Raw genomic sequence first — 18,871 nt, forward strand, 5'->3', positions numbered from 1 at the left:
TATCAGGCTTTCTTCAAAGTAAACCCAAACGTAGACCCTATATCCGGGGTGGATCTGACATTGATAGTCTGATCATGAGCTTCTATGATATGCTTCACTATAGAAAGTCCCAGTCCTGACCCACCTTGTTTTCGGCTACGGCTGGAATCCACTCTATAAAATCTGTCGAAAACATGTTTCAGATGTTTTTCATCTATGCCCAAGCCATTGTCTGAAACTTCAATTAAAATTTCAGACTCAGTATCATAAAAAGAAACCTTGGTGACACCGCCTTCCTTTCCATACTTTATAGAATTTACCAAAAGATTAGTAAGCACCTGTCTGATCGAATCTCTGTCACCCATTACAAAATAAGGGTGAGAAGCACCCTCTTTAAATTTCAAACCTATTTTTTTCTTTTTTGCCATAGGTTTCAGATCTTTGAATATGTCATTGGTCAACTGCCGTATGTCAAACTTTCGGAATTCCATCTGCATTTGACCTGATTCCAGCCTGGTGATGATTTCAAGGTCTTCCACAATATTTTGAAGCCTGACTGTATTGTCCACAGCTCTTCTGAGATAATCTTTATTGATGCTTTCATCATACAATCCCCCATCCAATAGCGTATATAAGTATGCTTGAATTGAAAAAATCGGGGTCTTCAATTCATGTGATATGTTTCCCACATAATTTTTCCGATATTCTTCCAAAGACTTCAGCGTAGCAAGCTCCTTTTTTGTGGTTTCAGCCCATTCCATCACTTTAGTGTTGACGTCTTCAAGGCTCTCCTTTGAGATATCTTCAGCAAACTTGTCTTTTTTTGCTTCATAGATCAGTTTATATATCAATTTGACTTTTCTGAATACATATCTCTCAATAAAAAACCGGACGATCAAAAAATTAAGGAAAATGATAGGGAGCAAAAACAGAATCAGCCATATAAAACTGAACCATCTGGTAAAAAGATAAATTATAACTACGTTGAATACAGAAACAACGACTGTAATAAGTATGGTAATTTGCCGTATTGTGATATTTTTATTCACTTTCAGAATTCAAACTTATAACCTACACCTTTCATTGTAAAAATGTAATCTTCACCTATTTTTTCGCGCAATTTTCTTATATGTACATCTATAGTTCTGTCACCCACTATGACATCATTTCCCCACACTTTAGCAAGTATTTCTGTCCTTTTAAATACTTTTCCGGGTTTGGATGAAAGCAATGCGAGCAATTCAAATTCCTTTTTTGCCAGCCCTACATCTTTATTTCTAATAGAAACTTTAAACTGTTCATAATCTATTTCAAGTTCACCAAAGATGTTAATTTTATTTGAAGTTTCTATCCCTGATGATTGTGCTTTCCTTCTCAGTAATGCATTAATTCTGGATTTTAAAACATTGGGTTTGATGGGTTTATTTATAAAATCATCACCTCCGGAATCCAAAGCAGTGATCTGAGTAAATGCCTCGCTGCGGGCAGTAAGAAAAGCGATCAATGTGTCTTTAAACCTGACTTCAGCCCTCAATTTCTGACATACTTCTATACCATCCATACCTGGCATCATGATATCAAGTATGATCAGATCAGGATTGAATACATCCGCAATACCCAACGCAGCAATACCATCATTGGCCAACCTGACTTCATATCCTTCCTTTTCAAGATTGTATCTTAGAATTTCCAGAATATCCTCCTCATCATCTACTACAAGAATTTTATAGCCTGTTGACATATGTTTGATTTAGAGAGGCAAAAGTACTTATTGCCCAAGATTAAGCCACAAATCTAATATTATTTTAATGTTAAGAATCACAACACTCAAACTAATATTCTTGAGTATATTCAAATAATATATTTCTTGGTTTTATTGGTTAAAACATGTTCTGCCTATTGAATTTATTTCTATATTTGGGTCGTTTTAATAACTTACCAATAAAAAAAACAGATTATGTCAAATTCATTTTTTAGTTCAAAAAACCCGATCCTGAATGAAGATAAACTTAAATCACTGCAAACTTCGCAGGATTCCCTCACCGACAGGTCAGATGTAATGACCATTTCCGGGGCTATCAATAAAACACTCATTCTGTTTGTTATATTACTGATATCCAGCGCATTAAGTTTCATGATGCCTACAATGTTCATGCTGATAGTAGGTATTGTAGGTGGCCTTATAGCTGTGTTAGTGGCAAGCTTCAAGCCACATACATCGGCGATCGCAGCACCCGTTTATGCTGGTTTTGAAGGAATGGCTTTGGGCACCATCTCAGCGATGTATGCAGGTATGATGGATGGCATTATTTTACAGGCGGTATGCCTTACTTTTGGTACTTTATTGTCGATGTTGGTATTGTATAAATCTGGGCTCATCACTGTTACTGAAAAATTTCGAGCAGGCGTTATGATGGCTACCGGTGCTATTTTTTTTGTTTATTTAATCAGTTTTATAGGTAGCTTTTTTGGATGGAATATGCCAATGTTGCATTCCAATGGTATGTTGGGTATCGGCATTAGCCTTGCTATCATTGCAGTGGCGGCTATGAATCTACTCTTAGACTTTGACAATTTTGATAAGGCTGCCGAATCAAATGCTCCAAAATATATGGAATGGTTCTGTGGCTTGTCTCTCATGGTTACACTCGTGTGGCTGTATCTTGAGTTTTTACGACTTTTGTCAAAATTAAACAGAGATTAGCACTCTTTCAGAATATAAATGTGAAAGTACCTCCAGAAGTCAACCCCATTGATTTATTATAAGAATCTTTAGGGTGAATCAAGATTAAGTAAATCTCATTTTACTTTGATAATACTGATAATTTGATTGACTTTATCAACGTATGGGTGAAGATATGTAGGTAATTCATCTTTATCCTGGTCTATTGAAAAATTCCATGATTTTTTGGCATTTGAATATTGCAGTATCAACGCTCCCTGATCTCTGCAATCAGGGCATCCGAATGTGGTATCCGGCATGGTTAATAGTTCTGAAGGGAACAATTCCCATAATTCCCGGGCTTTTATAAATTCGGAATTTTCCAGCTCTACATATTTATGTTTACCTTGCTTTCTTTCATTGGCATAAATATCAAAATACAATGAAGTATCAGTAAGCTTAAATACCTTAACGCAATCAGGCCCAATACACTCTCCGTAGCTATGACCAAAAATTATAAAATTTTCATTCTGATTTTCTTCTTTTGAACATGCCGTTAAAACCAGCATTAACACAAAGTAAAAGACCTTATTTTTCATAACTACTGTACATTTTAATAAAATGATTTATATTTTAAAAGAGGCAAATAACCGAGTTACAGTTGGTAATTTTAATAAAATAATTATTTTTAGTCATTCAATTTCTATAACATTTGATTTATATTTCATTTCTTGTGTACAAATTTTAAAGTTATGCATAGAGAGATCAGATCGTGGTATAGCCCTACCCTCAACAGGAATATGGAAATTGTCGAATACGGACATTTTGGCCCTGTAATCCTTCTTTTACCGACAGCAGCAGCAGATTATCTTGAGTATGAACGTTTTCTTATGATTGATGTCATAGCAAAGTATATCGATAGCGGCAAAGTTAAGGTTTATTCTATCAACTCCATCAATAGTGAAAGTTGGCTCAACAATAAACTTGATGGCAGGACCAAAGTATTGAGACACAATGCATTCAACCAATATGTATACAACGAGGTTGTTCCGTTTATCAAAGGAAGAACATCATTGGATACGCCGATTTATACATGCGGCTCTTCATTTGGAGCTCTACATGCTGCAAATTTATTTTTCAAAAACCCCTGGGCGATCAGAGGGTGTATATCCATGTCTGGTTTATATGATTTGGGATATTACACAAAAAGTTATTGGGATCATGATTGTTACTGGAATAGTCCGATGCACTTTTTAAAAGACCTTCAGGACGAAAACCACCTAAACGCAATCAGAAGTTCGCAGCATATACACATCATGACAGGATCGGGAGATTATGAAGATCCGAGTGGGTCCAGATACTTATCTGGCTTACTCCACCATAGGCATGTACCGCATCATCTGGATGTGTGGGGCTATGATATCAAACACGATTGGCCTACATGGCGAGCTATGTTGCCTTATATTCTGGAAACAAAATTTTAATCTTTTATTTGTACCTTCGATACCTGATTTTTAATACCATTCAAGATGGATGTTATTAAAAGTTTTTAACTTACTTTTGTGGTTTCATAAAATGAGTTAAGAGTGACTTTAATTAAATCTATTTCCGGTATCAGAGGTACCATTGGTGGTAAACCAGGTGACAATCTAACCCCGGTTGACGTTGTAGAATGTACTGCAGGATTTGGTACCTGGATGAAAAGGCGTGGTCTGTCACCAAAAGTTGTAGTAGGCAGAGATGGAAGAATAAGCGGAAATATGGTGAGCCAGCTGGCTATCCAAACCCTGATTGCTATGGGTATCGATGTAGTTGACACGGGACTTTCTACCACCCCGACAGTGGAAATGATGGTCCCCAGATTATCCGCAGGTGCAGGTATCATCTTTACAGCAAGCCACAACCCCAAAGAATGGAACGCCCTGAAATTCCTTAACCACCAAGGAGAATTTATCTCCGCTCAAGATGGTGAAGAAATCATTGACATAATAAAATCAGGTGATCTTACCTTTGCAAGTGTAGATTATTTGGGAAATTACTCCAAAGTAGATGATGCCATCGAGTATCATATCAGCAAAATATTAGAATACAAATTTGTCAATATTGAAGCCATAAAGTCAGCTGATTTGCATGTAGTAGTCGATTGCATCAATTCAACGGGAGCCATTTCCGTACCTCCCTTGCTTGATGCCCTCGGTGTCAGATATACACTTATAAATCATGACGATTTTGGAAATTTTGCACACAACCCCGAGCCATTACCCAAACATTTGGAAGAATTATCAGGCACTGTAGTCCGGACGAAAGCCCATGCAGGTATATCTATCGATCCTGATGTAGACAGGCTGGCGTTTGTCTGTGAAGATGGGAGTATGTTTGGTGAAGAATATACCCTGGTAGCCATAGCTGACTATATACTCAGCAAAGAAGCCGGTAATACAGTTTCCAATCTTTCATCAACACGTGCTTTGTCTGATGTCACCATAAACCGGGGCGGCAAATATTTTGCTTCTGAAGTCGGAGAGGTAAATGTAGTCACAGCAATGAAAAGTTCAAATGCCGTCATTGGTGGTGAAGGTAACGGTGGTGTCATAGTACCTGACCTTCATTATGGTCGCGACGCTTTGGCAGGAATAGCGATTTTTTTATCTCTGCTTGCAGAAAAGAATATGGCTGTGTCAGCATTAAAAGCTACTTACCCTATGTATGAAATCATCAAAGATAAGGTTGATCTGACTGCTTCAACAGATGTAGATGCCTTGTACAAGAAACTAAAAAAAGAATTTAAAGCTGAAAAGCTCAATGATATAGATGGTTTAAAAATTGATTTTGCCGAAGGATGGGTTCATATGAGAAAGTCAAATACTGAACCTATCATCAGAATCTATGCTGAGTCACATGACATCACCACGGCTGAAAAGTTAATTCAAAAAGTAAAAGTATTATTATAAATATGCATCATCAACATACTTTAAGGGACCACTTTGCTCAGTTCATACAGAATATCATAGGTCATGATGCAAAATTTGAAACGCCCTATGGTGTAAAAAAATCATATATGCAGACTGGACAGCAAGCGGTCGTATGTATCAACCTATAGAAGATGTCATAAACAATAAAATCTACCCTTTTGTAGCCAATACACACACTGAAACCAATGTCACGGGTTCTACTATGACTTTGGCGTATAAAAGATCTAAGGAAATCATCAAAGCTCATGTCAATGCCATAGATGGAGATATCTTGATATCTTCCAACTCCGGTATGACTGGTGTGGTGAATAAGCTGCAACGTATCATCGGCATCAAACTCCATGAAAAATTTCAGGGTAGGATTTCACTAGAAGAAGACGAACGTCCTGTGATATTTGTGACCCATATGGAACATCACTCCAATCAAACTTCCTGGATTGAAACCACCGGGGATGTGGTAGTCATAGGAGCCACTGCGGATGGGTTAGTTGACTTGAATAGTTTTGCACTCTTGCTTGAAAAATATAAAAACAGAAAACTCAAAATTGCCGCTGTGACATCTTGCTCAAATGTGACAGGAATTTTCACCCCTTATCACAATATGGCTGGAATGATACACAAGGCAGGAGGTTATTGTTTTGTAGATTTCGCCTGTTCAGCACCTTACATTGATATAGATATGCATCCGGCAAATCCTAATGAGTATCTGGATGCTATTTATTTTTCACCTCACAAATTTCTCGGTGGGCCCGGCAGCAGTGGAATAGTGATTTTTAACCAAAAACTGTATAATAACAAAATCCCTGACAACCCTGGTGGCGGCACAGTAGACTGGACAAACCCCTGGGGTGAACATAAATATCATGATGAGATCGAAGCCAGAGAAGATGGTGGTACTCCGGCATTTCTTCAAACTATCAGAGTAGCACTTTGTATCCGGCTCAAAGAAAAAATGGGCGTGCGAAATATCCTGGACCGAGAACATGAACTTCTGGATAAAATATGGAAAAAGTTCTCCACCATTCCTAATCTCAGAGTCCTTGCGGACCATCACAAAAACAGATTGGGTGTCATATCCTTCTATATCGACAATCTTCATTTTAACCTGGCGGTGAAGCTGCTCAATGACAGATTTGGAATACAGATGCGCGGTGGATGCTCCTGCGCGGGTACATATGGGCATTATCTCCTTGAGGTATCCCATGAAAAGTCAAAAATCCTTACAGACGAGATTTCAAAAGGATTTCTGGCAAATAAACCCGGATGGATCAGGATGTCTATACACCCCACTACTACAAATGATGAGATGGACTTTATCCTGAATGCTTTGGAACAATTGTGTCTGCATCATCAAGAGTGGATGGAGGATTACGTCTACGATCCGCATACCAATGAATTTAATCACAAAAGCGGTATGTTTACTGAAAACCTTATTGTTGACCAGTGGTTTGATGACTAACCCAATGGCCTTTTTTGTATAAAACATAAGAGAATGAGAGATGGTATTATACTCTATTGATGGCATCTTAGAGTATATTTAAATTTTTATTGCCTTAAAATCAATGCATTATGAACCTGACTTCAAAATAATAGTCTTTATTAGTACACTAAATGCGTTGATGATTTTATTGCCAGAACCATAATCTCTTGATGATTTTATTGTATTTGAAGCTCTCCCTACGAATCTCATTTTAGATATTTAGGTTAAAACTTAATCTGAGATATATTTTTTCGAATAATATGAAATTAAAGCCATATATACTCTATTTTTGCATTGTCTAAAAAAATCGAGGAATTTTGAGTAAAATTATCATTATTGGTCCGGCTCATCCACTCAGAGGTGGGCTGGCTACTTTCAATGAAAGACTTGCAAGACAGTTTTTATCAGAAGGTCATGAGGTGGTAATATACACCTTTTCATTACAGTATCCTGATTTTTTGTTTCCCGGCAAAACACAGTACTCAACCAGTCCTCCACCAGCAGATATTGTAATAAAACCCATCATCAACTCAGTAAATCCAATTAACTGGGTATCATCGGGTCTGAAAATAAAAAATGAAAACGCCGATATTGTAATTATCAGATATTGGCTACCCTTTATGGCTCCTTGCTTGGGCAGTATCATACGATTGATCAAAAGGAACAAAAAGAGCGTAATCATAGGTCTGATCGACAATGCTTTGCCACACGAAAAAAGACCCGGAGATAAAATTTTCACAAGCTATCTGACAAAAGGATTAGATGGCTTTGTTACAATGAGTGCTCATGTCCGCAATGACCTGCTGCAATTTACAAAATCTCCGATTCACCTTGTTCAACATCCTTTGTATGATAATTTTGGCTTAAAAATTAAAAAGGATGAAGCAAGAAAAAGCCTTGGTATTCCTGAAAAGGGATTTGTTTTTCTATTTTTTGGCTTTATAAGAAAATACAAAGGTCTTGATCTCCTGATTGAAGCCTTTGAGAAAATGAATCCGACCAATGATACTCAGCTTGTCATAGCCGGAGAGTTTTATGCCGGAGAAGAAGCATTGTTGTCCCAACTGAAAAACTCTCGGGTAAACCATCAAATACATCAACACACCCGATTTATAAATGATGAAGACGTAGTCAAATACTTCAGTGCCAGTGATTGTGTTGTTCAGCCCTACAGGAATGCTACCCAAAGTGGAGTAACGCCTCTTGCATATCATTTTGAAGTACCTATGATTGTCACGAATGTAGGAGCACTGCCTGACCTCGTACCAGACACATTAGGTAAGGTTTGTGAGCCTGACGCTGACTCCATTGCTCAAGCTATGCAAAGTATGCTGACTTTCGATATTGCAAGTTTTGAAAGTGCTATCAAGGTAGAAAAACAAAAACTGAGCTGGAAAAAACTGACAACAACATTTTTTGAAGTGGCTAATGGCCTCAAATCTAAAAATAATTAAATAACATATTTTCAAACCTTATGATATAAATATGAGATACTATGTCGTTTAGATAAGCAATTTTTCTTTGTTTTTACCCAATCTAAATCTTTCCCTTAAATGTGAAAGACTTCATAAAGAGGACTTAACTAAACGACATTGATATGAGATACCTGAATGAATAACTGAAAACCGCAGAACAGACCTGAATACAAACATGAATGATAAAACATAGGGTGTTCTGTTTTGTAAGGATTTCTTAGCAATTAATGGATTTCACAATTTATACCAATTCAACAATTTATCAATATTAAGACATATGAATAAAATTTATAGGAGCAGGGCACCTTTGAGACTTGGTCTAGCAGGAGGAGGTACTGATGTAAGCCCGTATAGTGATATATATGGAGGTGCTATACTTAATGCCACGATTTCACTTTTTGCATATGTAGATATCGAAAAAAATGATACAAAAACCATCATTTTTGAAGCCAAGGACTTTGAAACACTGGAAAAATATGAAGTCGGAGAAACTATCAACCCTGACGGCCAATTAAATCTGTTGAAAGGAGTATATTTACGTATCATGAAGGACTACCCTTTTGAACATAATGGCCTGAGAATAACAAGCTATGTTCAAGCACCTCCCGGGTCAGGTCTGGGTTCTTCTTCGACACTAGTTGTTGCATTGATAGGTGCTTTTGTTGAAATGCTAAAGTTGCCTCTGGGAGAATATGACATAGCACATTATGCTTATGAAATAGAAAGAATAGATCTGAAACTGGCAGGTGGAAAACAAGATCAGTACGCAGCAACGTTTGGTGGATTCAACTATATGGAGTTTTTTAAGGACGATAAAACCATAGTCAATCCCTTGCGGATAAAACCTGAATATATATACGAACTTGAAAAGAACATCGTTCTTTTTTATACATCCAAAAGTAGGGAGTCGGCAAGAATCATAGATGAACAAGTAGCTAATGTGAAATCTCAAAAACAGTCATCTATTGAGGCAATGCACCACATAAAAGAGCAGTCTGTGATGATGAAAGAAGCACTGCTCAAAGGGGAACTGAGCAAGATAGGTCAAATCTTTGATTTCGGTCATCTACATAAAAAAAATATGGCAGCCAACATTTCCAATAGTTTTCTTGATGACATCTATGACAGTGCCATGAGTGCCGGAGCATCAGGAGGCAAAATCAGTGGTGCCGGAGGAGGTGGTTTTATGGCATTTTATTGTCCTGGTACTACGAGATATGATGTGATAGTAGCTCTTTCCAAGTTTGAAGGAAAATCTATCCCATTCTTATTTACGGAAAGGGGATTGACCCATTGGACAGGTCAGAAATCATAAAATTCTGAAATTCAATTTTGAAATCTTATTTGCCATTCGATTGTTTATAAAAATGGCAATATTTTTTACCAAGTGTTCATATGTCTTGACTGAAGAGTTTTTAGTTTTTTGCAACAGTATTTTTCTTTGAGTCTAAGGCTCTAAATAACAATTCAACACAATATCTCTACTATTCAACAATATAAAACGGTATGTCAAAAATCAGGGAAATCATCCAAGCGTCCATCGATACCAAGACCGAAATACTTCATGATCAGTCACTGCTCAATAATATAGACCAGTGTGTTGAAAAGATTACACATTCATTAAAAAATGGAAATAAGATCCTTTTCTGTGGAAATGGAGGAAGTGCAGCAGATGCACAGCACCTTGCAGCAGAATTTAGCGGACGTTTTTATAAAGATCGAAAAGCGCTACCCGCTGAGGCATTGCATGTGAATACGTCCTATCTGACAGCTGTGGCCAATGATTATAGCTTTGATGTAGTATATTCAAGATTATTGGAAGGAATAGGTCAGGATGGAGATATTCTGGTGGGTCTCTCTACCAGCGGTAACAGCAAAAACATCATCAATGCCTTTGTCACTGCCAGAGAAAAAGGGATCGCAACCATCGGCTTTACCGGAAAATCCGGTGGAAAACTGAAAGAATATAGCGATATTTTGATCAACGTACCTTCAAATGATACTCCCAGGATTCAAGAATCGCACATCATGATAGGGCATATCATATGTCAACTCGTAGAAGAAAACATTTTTTAAATGAAGCAGCAAATGCCCGAAGCAATCATTCTTGCCGGAGGATTGGGCACCCGACTTCGTACTGAGGTTCCTGATCTTCCGAAATGTATGGCACCCGTAGCAGGAAAACCATTTTTGGATTATGTAATCAGAGCTTTACAAGAGCAGGGGGTTACCAAATTTATATTTTCTTTGGGGTACCGATCTGAGGTTGTGCTACAACATCTGGAGCAATCATGGCCAAAACTCAAGTATGATTATACCATTGAAACAATCCCTTTGGGGACTGGTGGCGGTATCAGGTTCGCCGTACAAAAGGTAAAGGGTGACTCATTTTTTGTGTTGAATGGAGACACTTATTTTGAAGTAAATCTTCCATCAATGCTGAAAAAACACATAGAAGTCCAGGCAGAAATTACTGTTGCACTCAAAAAAATGTACCATTTTGATAGATATGGAAGTGTATTGATAGGTCAAAACAACATCATTTCGGCATTTCAGGAAAAAACTTACAGAGAGATTGGATGGATCAACGGTGGAATTTATCTTATTCAGAAGCAATTAATTACTAATATCGGTATTGCTAATCCTTTCTCCTTTGAAAAGGAAATTTTGGAAAAGTATGTGGATAAAAACTGTATTTTTGGTTTTGAATCAGATGGATATTTTATCGACATAGGTATTCCTGAAGATTTTAAGAAAGCAAATTTGGATTTTGCAACATAAATTTTTATAGATATATTGAAATTATATAAACATAACGCTTAATAATAAGATATGGAGTTTATCAGCGTTTTTGATATATTTAAAATTGGTGTAGGACCATCATCATCACATACGTTGGGACCGTGGCGTGCCGCACAAAAATTTATATATAACATCCGGCAGCACATAGAGTCTGGTGAAATATCAAATATTACAGTGTCTCTATATGGCTCTCTATCTCTGACAGGTAGAGGTCATGCGACAGATCTTGCTATAATGATGGGGTTGAGTGGCCTTGACCCGGTCACTGTTGATACATCGGCCATTCCTGATATCATAAGTCGGATAAATAACTTGAAGCAGCTGCAAATAAACTCCGAAATCATCCCTTTTGATCCTGAAAAGGATATCATGTTTGAAAAAGAGTTTTTACCTTATCATGCCAATGGAATGTTATTCACTATACAAAAATTAAACGGAGACGTTTATTCAGAAACATATTATTCTGTAGGGGGCGGATTTATCATCAGAGAGGGTGAAAATGCAGTACACGATAGTAAATTGGCAAATCATCCCTACCCTATCCAGGATGGAAATGAATTGCTGGTGTATTGTAAAAGAGAAAATAAATCTATCTCTGAAATTGTGATGGCCAATGAACTCGTAGATAGACATAAAAAAGATATAAGAAAAGGATTACTTGCCATTTGGGATGTCATGCTCGACAGTATGTATCTGGGGTGTCACTCTTATGGTTATCTTCCGGGTAGTCTGAAAGTAAAAAGAAGAGCTGGTGAGGTAACTCAAACCTTACTTCCTGGATCAAATTATCATGATAAATATACTTGGATAGACGCTATCCGTCAGAGTAAACCGGATTTTCAAAAAATTTTGAAATGGACAAGTAGCTTTGGTATAGCTGTAAATGAAGTAAATGCAGCATTTGGTCGGGTAGTAACAGCGCCAACCAATGGCAGTGCCGGGGTAATACCTGCAGTACTGATGCATTATCTTTGTTTTGTGAAACCAGATGCCGGAGACGATGAGATCATAAGATTTTTGTTTACTGCCGGTGAGATAGGAAGTATATTCAAAAAAGGGTCTACCATCTCAGCAGCTATGGGTGGTTGTCAGGCAGAAATAGGGGTTTCATCTGCAATGGCTGCTGCAGGATTGACAGAATTGCTTGGTGGTACTCCTGAACAATGTACTATTGCCGCAGAAGTTGCTATGGAACATCATCTAGGCATGACGTGCGATCCTATAGGTGGGTTGGTACAGGTACCTTGCATAGAAAGAAACTCAATGGGTGCCATAAAAGCGATCAATGCAGCTTCAATTGCATTGGACAGAAATCCTCAGGACATAAAAGTACCATTGGACAATGTCATATCTACTATGTGGGAAACCGCAAAAGATATGAACCGAAAATATAAGGAAACCTCAGAAGGAGGGCTCGCTACAGCTGTCAATATTATTGATTGTTGAAACTGTGTCAAAAATATAGATATACATTCTCTTTCTACCAGTGTTTTACATTTTTATCTGTCTAAAAAAAAAAGGTGTCTAAACCGGACAAGCCTTAACATTTGTACTTACGATCCAATAACCCAACGTACCCAAACCCATTCCCCACACAATTGCATTTTTATTTCAAATTCGTATCTTTGCGAAATGAATAATGTGAAATATAATAAGAAAATGAAAAGAGTTAAGCAGACATTTACCGAAAAACAAGAGCTCATATCCAAATTTTCAAACGCATTGGCAAATCCTATTCGTGTGTCTATTTTAGAGTTGCTTTCTAATCAATCTTGTTGCTATCACGGAGACCTTTCAGAAGAATTTCATATAGCAAACAGCACTTTATCTCAACATTTAAAGGTTTTGAAAGAAGCAGGGCTCATACAAGGAGAAATTAATCCACCTAAAACAAAATACTGTATTCATAATGAAAATTGGCTATTGGCACAAAGACTCTATGCTACTTTTTTTGCTGAATTAACTAATGATGAAAAATGTCTGGCATAAAATTTTGTTAAAAATTCGTATTTTTACGAATATTTCGTATTTTTGCGAACATAAATAGCTGAAATATTAAAAAATTTGAAAAGGTTAGTGGCTGAGGTCAATGAAATCAAACAACTTTTAACGATTATGAATAAAAAATCAATGTCGTTTAGTTAATACCTAAAAATCTAAAATGAATTTCCTATTCCAGAACATAATTACTGCAAAATAAGTCTCCGCCGCGGCGGATCATTTTTAACTTCGCAGCATAGCGATGCTATGATTTGTCGTCAAAAATGCTTATTTTATTGTACTTTTGGTCTTCATTACGGAACTCATTTTAGATATTTAGATAATACTCAATTACGAATTTCGAATGAATGTAAAATTAAAATTTTTAGACAGATACTTAACTCTCTGGATATTCCTTGCGATGATACTGGGGGTTGGCTTAGGGTATTTTTTTCCAGGCAACAAATCCGTGTTTGACAAACTTTCAGTTGGTACTACCAATATTCCACTCGCTATTGGTTTAATCCTGATGATGTACCCACCATTAGCAAGAGTAGATTATTCGCTTTTACCAAAGGTATTTCTCGACAAAAAAGCAATGACACTTTCCTTATTTCTCAATTGGATAGTTGGTCCTATTTTAATGTTCGTGTTAGCCATTGTCTTTTTAAGAGACCAGCCCGATTATATGGTAGGTTTAATACTCATCGGCTTGGCTCGATGTATAGCAATGGTCATTGTGTGGAATGATTTGGCTGGTGGTAATCGTGAATATGGAGCATTATTAGTGGCACTCAATAGTATTTTTCAGGTGATTACGTATAGTTTTTATGCTTGGCTTTTTATCAATGTATTGCCGCATCAATTAGGCTTGGGTGACTTCAATGTACAGGTTCCGATGGGCGAAGTTGCAAAAAGTGTCGCTATTTATTTAGGCATCCCGTTTTTAGCAGGATTTTTAAGTCGTAAATTTTTAGTGCAGTCCCAAGGCGTAACTTGGTACAATAGCAAATTTGTTCCTAAAATATCACCCATTACATTGTACGCCTTACTATTCACCATTGTATTGATGTTCAGTTTGAAAGGCGATAAGATATTAGAATTGCCATTGGATGTATTGAAAGTTGCCATTCCATTAGTGATATATTTCATTTTGATGTTTTTCGTTAGTTTTTTCATTAATAAATCGATGAATATACCTTACGACAAAAATGCTTCCATTGCATTTACCTCTACTGGAAACAATTTTGAATTAGCCATAGCAGTTGCTATCGCTGTTTTTGGGATTCATTCAGCACAGGCATTTGTTGGGGTCATTGGCCCGCTGGTAGAAGTGCCAGTTTTGATTCTTTTAGTAAAAGCGAGTTTGTATTTAAAATCAAAATACTACAAATAATGTTTCAAGAAATCATCAATAAAATAAACCAGTTTTCATTCGAAAATCTTACATCAGAACGCAAAAATGTTTTGCATCCATTAGCCAATTACATTCAAGAAAAGATAAACAAAAATGAAACAATAAGATTAAATTTCATTTGTACACACAATTCGCGTAGAAGTCATTTGTCACAAATTTGGGCTCAAACAATGGCTTTTCATTTTGGTATGAAAAACACTTTTTGCTATTCTGGCGGTACAGAGGCCACAGCTATGTTCCCTAAAGTTGGAGAAACGCTTATGAAACAAGGTTTTCAAATTCAAAAATTAAGTGATACGGCCAATCCAGTATATGCTGTAAAGTACGCCGAAAACGAAGCCCCGATCATTTGTTTCTCTAAAACATACACCAATGCATTTAATCCCAAAAGCAAGTTTGGTGCCATAATGACTTGTAATAATGCAGATGAAGGTTGCCCATTAGTTACTGGGGCTGAAGCAAGATTTCCCATCAAATATGATGACCCAAAAGCTTTTGATAATACAGCACTACAAACTGAGAAGTACTCCGAAAGAAGTTTAGAAATAGCAAAGGAAATGTGGTGGGTGTTTCAATCAATTGAGAAATAATCAATTACAAATTTCGAATATAGGAATCATATACAATATGAATTGGATATCTAAGTGCTGCCCTTAAACCGCCAATTTATAAATTATTGGTTTATTGTGTATTACAAAAACTTGAAATGCTAACTTTTAAGGGATGGCCGTTCAAAAATTTTTATCCAAGCACCAAACTCCCTTAGCATGTTTTAAATCTTGATCATCAAAAACAAATTGGTGTAACTTGCCTTATCTTTTGATAAGGACTGATCAAGGCTCGTCCTAAATCTGAGCCCATCAATATAATCCACATCAGGGTAAAAGATAGACTTGTGTTCAAAACCAACTGATATTGACTTATTCAAATTAAAAGCAAATCCACCACCAAAAGAGTAAGTGATGTTGCCCGGATATTGTATTTCAGTTTCATAATCTCCATCATAAACAGATCTGACATTTTTTCTGATTTGATTTCTTCCCTTGCTCGTAGCAATGTCCAGTCCGGAGCCAACTTTTGACAGCAGATTTGTATAAGGCAAGTTTTGACTATCAACCATGTCAAGTCTTGTTTGCTTTCCAAATAATCCCAAACTACCCAGAATATATAAATCCATATACTCAAACTCCATATCATAAATTTTATTGATCAATTTCAAAACATTCAATAGACCTTCCATTTCTACAACAACCTGCTGATATTGATAACTTGGATACCATCCATCTTTCACATTACGATAAGGCTCAAAAACCGACTCCACAAGCCCACCACCAAATGATGAGTGTTGATATGCCTGGACACCGACACCTTTTCCGGATGCAAAATAAGCATTGGCCCGTACAGAAAAAATAGTGTTTGCAGGAAACTGAATTCTTACACCCGCACCTTGACCTGCTCCATCGATATCCCCATTTATCAAAAAAAGACCGGAATGCAAGCTTATACCAAATAATGGCTTTTAATCAGTTTCGTTATCAGATATTTGAGTATGCCCGCAGCAAACGGAAAACCCGGCTATTATGCATGTAAATAAAAATCGTATCATATTATAGTTACTTTTAACCTTCACATTGAGTAAGTCTTCATTTTTTTGTATCACAAATGTAAAAAATACATCTTGTTTGATTTGTTGATGTGGCTTTTTATTTTTTTAAGCCCCTGAAAAGACCAAAACTGTGCTCATGTGACATCAAAAATAAACCCTGCTCCCTAAGTTTACTGAAAACATAGAAATGCCTGTGGTAAAATTTGCTCCGGCATATACTCCCACCCTATCATGGATATTTACAGTATAAGAAAGGTCAACATCGACTCCATGGTGGATAGAGGTGTTTTGAACGCCGTCAAAAATAACAGTTCCAATCGGATTTGTAGTTGCGTTAAAAAGAAAAGACCCCGATTGATTAATGTATCTATATCCTAAAGCGAGATTGATACTCGATGACCCGCTTGTATTGACCGCTTTTTGAAGACTTATGCCATATATATTTAACAACTTAGTTTCTGGTTGTGGGTCCAAAGCGGAATACGGTTTAAAACCTGTTCCTTTCAAATAGTTTCCTTTTAAAATGAATCCTCTTTTGACGTCTAATCCATAGGCTGCTGATAAAAAAGTCATACCCGACAATCCATCAATTCCGCCATATCCGAAGCGAATATCCATGGAGTTTTTGAGTGGTCCTTGCGTATTTGCTTTGAACATCAATAATGTACAAAAGATAAGAATAAAAAAATGTTTCATAAGATAGAGTATTATAAGAATTACAATAAAAATTTAATTCTAATGCCGTGTAAGGTGGTTTCACCTTTGACATCTACCACTGATTCAAAGCCTAATCTCAATCCTGATGTGATTTTATAGTCCATATTTGCACCAATCATGTAATTGAATCCAAAATACTGTCTGGTAGACTGGAAAAAATCTGTACTATTTTGAGTTCTTTCTATATCCGAGACTAACTGAATACCGGGCATAAAATCAATGCCGACATTTATTTTTTTATAATCCACCAAGATCAGGCTCACATTTGCCAGGAGATTGATATAAATATCCTTATTTTTGACATCAGGTGCAGTAATATATCGTGCATGATCGACATATCTTTGATAGCTAAACCTTACTCCTGCATGGAGTAGTTTATTTACTTTGTAGTCAAACATCAGATTGGCAAAATAGCCATTGTAATAGTGATTCTGAGATGGACCCATGCTGGTGCCTATCTCAAAAAAATGAGTCTTAGCACATGGTTTACATGGTGTTATTTGTTTTTTACTATCGTACAGCGATTCGATATGTTCTATTCTATTATTTGTAAGAGATGGAATCGAAATCATTGATTGTCTGGTTTCATTAGCTATTTTCTGAGCATTTTCAGCTGAGATCCCCGAATCATCCTGAACCATATTATCAGTAGCAGGTGCTGAACTTATGGTCTTTTCGGCAGGTTCTATTTTGTCTTCATATGAGGTATTAAAGGCTATGTCCGACTTCTGGTCAATTTTACTGTTTTCTAAAGATGATAATATCTGATGATCATGACCTGCATGTTCTATGTCGTTTGCTCTGATTTTGAATGATGTAGACCCAGTAGTTGAAGCATTCGTCAGGGATAATGATGTGTCTTCTTCATCCCGTACAGCAATTGAATTCCCGTCATATTCTCTGGTTTGTATTTCAGACCCGGAACTTCTTGAAACTGCATCTGAAGGCATGTCAATAGTTTTGGTATCATGAATGGAAGGAAGGTTTTTGGCTATTATATTTTGTGAATTTCTCTTTGACTTTATGTCATTCTGAGCTAAATCATCCGTAGTATTTTGATTTACTAAACCGTAAATGCCTAATACTATAACCAAAAAAAGCAGTATAGAAAAAGTCTTTGGAAACAGACGTAAAAATCCTTTACCACCTGAATCATGTTCCTGATTATTCAGAAGTATCACCTGCGGCTCCATTTTTTCCCAAATCATTGGATCAGGCAAGTTTTTGTGGTTTAATATCTTATCTTTAAATGTCTTCATTTGGTAAAAGATTTTATATCATCATGACTCAACTTAAGTTTTAACAATTTTTTTGCATGGTGCAATAACCATTTAGAGTGATTTTCTTTGATTGTGAGTTCAGCCGCTATTTCTTTATGACTAAATCCGTCAATTTCAAACATTGAAAAAACCAATCTTTCTTTATCAGGCAACTCCTGGACAATTTTGAAAATGTCTTCGACCTCGAGATTGCTCAAAGTCTCTTCAAAGTACAAATCTCTACTACTTTCAATAAAAATATGATCGTTAAAAACGATAGGTGAAAAACTTTTTCTGTAATGATCGATGGCCGTTAAACGTATTATTTTGTTGCAAAAACCAAGGTAATTGTCGATCTCCTTATCGGAAATGATGATGTATTTGAAAATCTTGATCATTGCCTCATTAAAAACATCTTCTGCATCCTGACGCCCATTGGTATATCTGAGACTCACGTGGAATAGCTCTTGATAAGTATATTCATACAGTAATTTCTGCTCCCTAATTCTCTTGTTTTTGCAA

18 protein-coding genes and 1 pseudogene are annotated in these 18,871 nt (G+C 36.6%); 12 read left to right on the plus strand and 7 right to left on the minus strand.

Features of this window, described 5'->3' with window-relative positions:
* Nucleotides 1-2: 2 nt before the first annotated feature.
* Together IPK35_16930 and IPK35_16935 are read right to left on the minus strand one after the other, a co-directional pair.
* Nucleotides 3-1,028: a sensor histidine kinase gene (locus IPK35_16930; GenBank protein MBK8054902.1), complete on the minus strand. Its 1,026-nt coding sequence runs from the start codon at nucleotides 1,026-1,028 to the stop codon at nucleotides 3-5.
* 2 nt (nucleotides 1,029-1,030) lie between these two features.
* Entirely contained in the window at nucleotides 1,031-1,720 is a 690-nt protein-coding gene (locus tag IPK35_16935) for a response regulator transcription factor (GenBank protein ID MBK8054903.1), read from the minus strand.
* Between the two features lie 216 nt (nucleotides 1,721-1,936).
* Here IPK35_16935 and IPK35_16940 point away from each other — a divergent pair, with 216 nt between their 5' ends.
* Nucleotides 1,937-2,683 (plus strand): Bax inhibitor-1/YccA family protein, encoded by a 747-nt coding sequence (locus IPK35_16940; GenBank protein ID MBK8054904.1) that lies wholly within the window; start codon nucleotides 1,937-1,939, stop codon nucleotides 2,681-2,683.
* A gap of 95 nt (nucleotides 2,684-2,778) precedes the next feature.
* Here IPK35_16940 and IPK35_16945 read toward each other — a convergent pair whose 3' ends face one another.
* Entirely contained in the window at nucleotides 2,779-3,240 is a 462-nt protein-coding gene (locus IPK35_16945; protein MBK8054905.1) for a hypothetical protein, read from the minus strand.
* A 153-nt stretch (nucleotides 3,241-3,393) separates the two neighbouring features.
* On the opposite strand from IPK35_16945, the gene IPK35_16950 reads away from it, so the two are divergent.
* From IPK35_16950 to IPK35_17000, 11 genes and pseudogenes are all read left to right on the plus strand, one after another.
* Nucleotides 3,394-4,125, plus strand: coding sequence for an esterase (locus tag IPK35_16950; GenBank protein MBK8054906.1), 732 nt, complete (start codon nucleotides 3,394-3,396; stop codon nucleotides 4,123-4,125).
* Between the two features lie 102 nt (nucleotides 4,126-4,227).
* Nucleotides 4,228-5,592 (plus strand): phosphoglucosamine mutase, encoded by a 1,365-nt coding sequence (gene glmM, locus IPK35_16955; protein ID MBK8054907.1) that lies wholly within the window; start codon nucleotides 4,228-4,230, stop codon nucleotides 5,590-5,592.
* A 2-nt stretch (nucleotides 5,593-5,594) separates the two neighbouring features.
* Nucleotides 5,595-7,072: pseudogene (locus IPK35_16960) on the plus strand (aminotransferase class V-fold PLP-dependent enzyme).
* Nucleotides 7,073-7,410: 338 nt separating this feature from the next.
* Nucleotides 7,411-8,547, plus strand: coding sequence for a glycosyltransferase (locus IPK35_16965; GenBank protein MBK8054908.1), 1,137 nt, complete (start codon nucleotides 7,411-7,413; stop codon nucleotides 8,545-8,547).
* 298 nt (nucleotides 8,548-8,845) lie between these two features.
* Nucleotides 8,846-9,883, plus strand: a complete 1,038-nt coding sequence (locus tag IPK35_16970; protein ID MBK8054909.1) for a dehydrogenase — start codon at nucleotides 8,846-8,848, stop codon at nucleotides 9,881-9,883.
* Nucleotides 9,884-10,074: 191 nt separating this feature from the next.
* The gene (gmhA, locus tag IPK35_16975; protein MBK8054910.1) at nucleotides 10,075-10,644 is read left to right on the plus strand and encodes a D-sedoheptulose 7-phosphate isomerase; all 570 of its coding nucleotides are present in this window, start codon (nucleotides 10,075-10,077) and stop codon (nucleotides 10,642-10,644) included.
* A 12-nt stretch (nucleotides 10,645-10,656) separates the two neighbouring features.
* Complete coding sequence (locus tag IPK35_16980; protein ID MBK8054911.1) at nucleotides 10,657-11,349, plus strand: nucleotidyltransferase family protein; 693 nt, start codon at nucleotides 10,657-10,659, stop codon at nucleotides 11,347-11,349.
* Nucleotides 11,350-11,400: 51 nt separating this feature from the next.
* On the plus strand, nucleotides 11,401-12,816 hold the full coding sequence (locus IPK35_16985) for an L-serine ammonia-lyase (protein MBK8054912.1): 1,416 nt from the start codon (nucleotides 11,401-11,403) through the stop codon (nucleotides 12,814-12,816).
* Nucleotides 12,817-13,029: 213 nt separating this feature from the next.
* On the plus strand, nucleotides 13,030-13,359 hold the full coding sequence (locus IPK35_16990; GenBank protein MBK8054913.1) for a winged helix-turn-helix transcriptional regulator: 330 nt from the start codon (nucleotides 13,030-13,032) through the stop codon (nucleotides 13,357-13,359).
* 355 nt (nucleotides 13,360-13,714) lie between these two features.
* A complete protein-coding gene (gene arsB, locus IPK35_16995) occupies nucleotides 13,715-14,746 on the plus strand; it encodes an ACR3 family arsenite efflux transporter (protein MBK8054914.1) in 1,032 nt (343 codons plus the stop codon).
* On the plus strand, nucleotides 14,746-15,357 hold the full coding sequence (locus IPK35_17000) for a protein-tyrosine-phosphatase (GenBank protein MBK8054915.1): 612 nt from the start codon (nucleotides 14,746-14,748) through the stop codon (nucleotides 15,355-15,357). Before arsB ends, IPK35_17000 begins: the two co-directional genes overlap by 1 nt.
* Nucleotides 15,358-15,539: 182 nt before the next feature.
* Here IPK35_17000 and IPK35_17005 read toward each other — a convergent pair whose 3' ends face one another.
* From IPK35_17005 to IPK35_17020, 4 genes are all read right to left on the minus strand, one after another.
* On the minus strand, nucleotides 15,540-16,265 hold the full coding sequence (locus IPK35_17005) for a hypothetical protein (GenBank protein ID MBK8054916.1): 726 nt from the start codon (nucleotides 16,263-16,265) through the stop codon (nucleotides 15,540-15,542).
* 252 nt (nucleotides 16,266-16,517) lie between these two features.
* Nucleotides 16,518-17,069, minus strand: coding sequence for a hypothetical protein (locus IPK35_17010; protein ID MBK8054917.1), 552 nt, complete (start codon nucleotides 17,067-17,069; stop codon nucleotides 16,518-16,520).
* 20 nt (nucleotides 17,070-17,089) lie between these two features.
* A complete protein-coding gene (locus IPK35_17015) occupies nucleotides 17,090-18,349 on the minus strand; it encodes a hypothetical protein (protein MBK8054918.1) in 1,260 nt (419 codons plus the stop codon).
* The gene (locus IPK35_17020; protein MBK8054919.1) at nucleotides 18,346-18,804 is read right to left on the minus strand and encodes a sigma-70 family RNA polymerase sigma factor; all 459 of its coding nucleotides are present in this window, start codon (nucleotides 18,802-18,804) and stop codon (nucleotides 18,346-18,348) included. Before IPK35_17020 ends, IPK35_17015 begins: the two co-directional genes overlap by 4 nt.
* Between the last annotated feature and the right edge of the window lie 67 nt (nucleotides 18,805-18,871).

It is taken from the genome of Saprospiraceae bacterium, assembly GCA_016713025.1.
In the GTDB taxonomy this organism is placed as follows: Bacteria; Bacteroidota; Bacteroidia; order Chitinophagales; family Saprospiraceae; genus OLB9.

Bases quoted from the DNA above. Each gene is read 5' to 3' on its own strand.
- IPK35_16935 (MBK8054903.1), bottom strand. From the start codon at position 1,720: ATGTCAACAGGCTATAAAATTCTTGTAGTAGATGATGAGGAGGATATT.
- IPK35_16940 (MBK8054904.1), top strand. From the start codon at position 1,937: ATGTCAAATTCATTTTTTAGTTCAAAAAACCCGATCCTGAATGAAGAT.
- IPK35_16945 (MBK8054905.1), bottom strand. From the start codon at position 3,240: ATGAAAAATAAGGTCTTTTACTTTGTGTTAATGCTGGTTTTAACGGCA.
- IPK35_16950 (MBK8054906.1), top strand. From the start codon at position 3,394: ATGCATAGAGAGATCAGATCGTGGTATAGCCCTACCCTCAACAGGAAT.
- IPK35_16970 (MBK8054909.1), top strand. From the start codon at position 8,846: ATGAATAAAATTTATAGGAGCAGGGCACCTTTGAGACTTGGTCTAGCA.
- gmhA (MBK8054910.1), top strand. From the start codon at position 10,075: ATGTCAAAAATCAGGGAAATCATCCAAGCGTCCATCGATACCAAGACC.
- IPK35_16980 (MBK8054911.1), top strand. From the start codon at position 10,657: ATGCCCGAAGCAATCATTCTTGCCGGAGGATTGGGCACCCGACTTCGT.
- IPK35_16985 (MBK8054912.1), top strand. From the start codon at position 11,401: ATGGAGTTTATCAGCGTTTTTGATATATTTAAAATTGGTGTAGGACCA.
- IPK35_16990 (MBK8054913.1), top strand. From the start codon at position 13,030: ATGAAAAGAGTTAAGCAGACATTTACCGAAAAACAAGAGCTCATATCC.
- arsB (MBK8054914.1), top strand. From the start codon at position 13,715: ATGAATGTAAAATTAAAATTTTTAGACAGATACTTAACTCTCTGGATA.
- IPK35_17000 (MBK8054915.1), top strand. From the start codon at position 14,746: ATGTTTCAAGAAATCATCAATAAAATAAACCAGTTTTCATTCGAAAAT.
- IPK35_17010 (MBK8054917.1), bottom strand. From the start codon at position 17,069: ATGAAACATTTTTTTATTCTTATCTTTTGTACATTATTGATGTTCAAA.
- IPK35_17015 (MBK8054918.1), bottom strand. From the start codon at position 18,349: ATGAAGACATTTAAAGATAAGATATTAAACCACAAAAACTTGCCTGAT.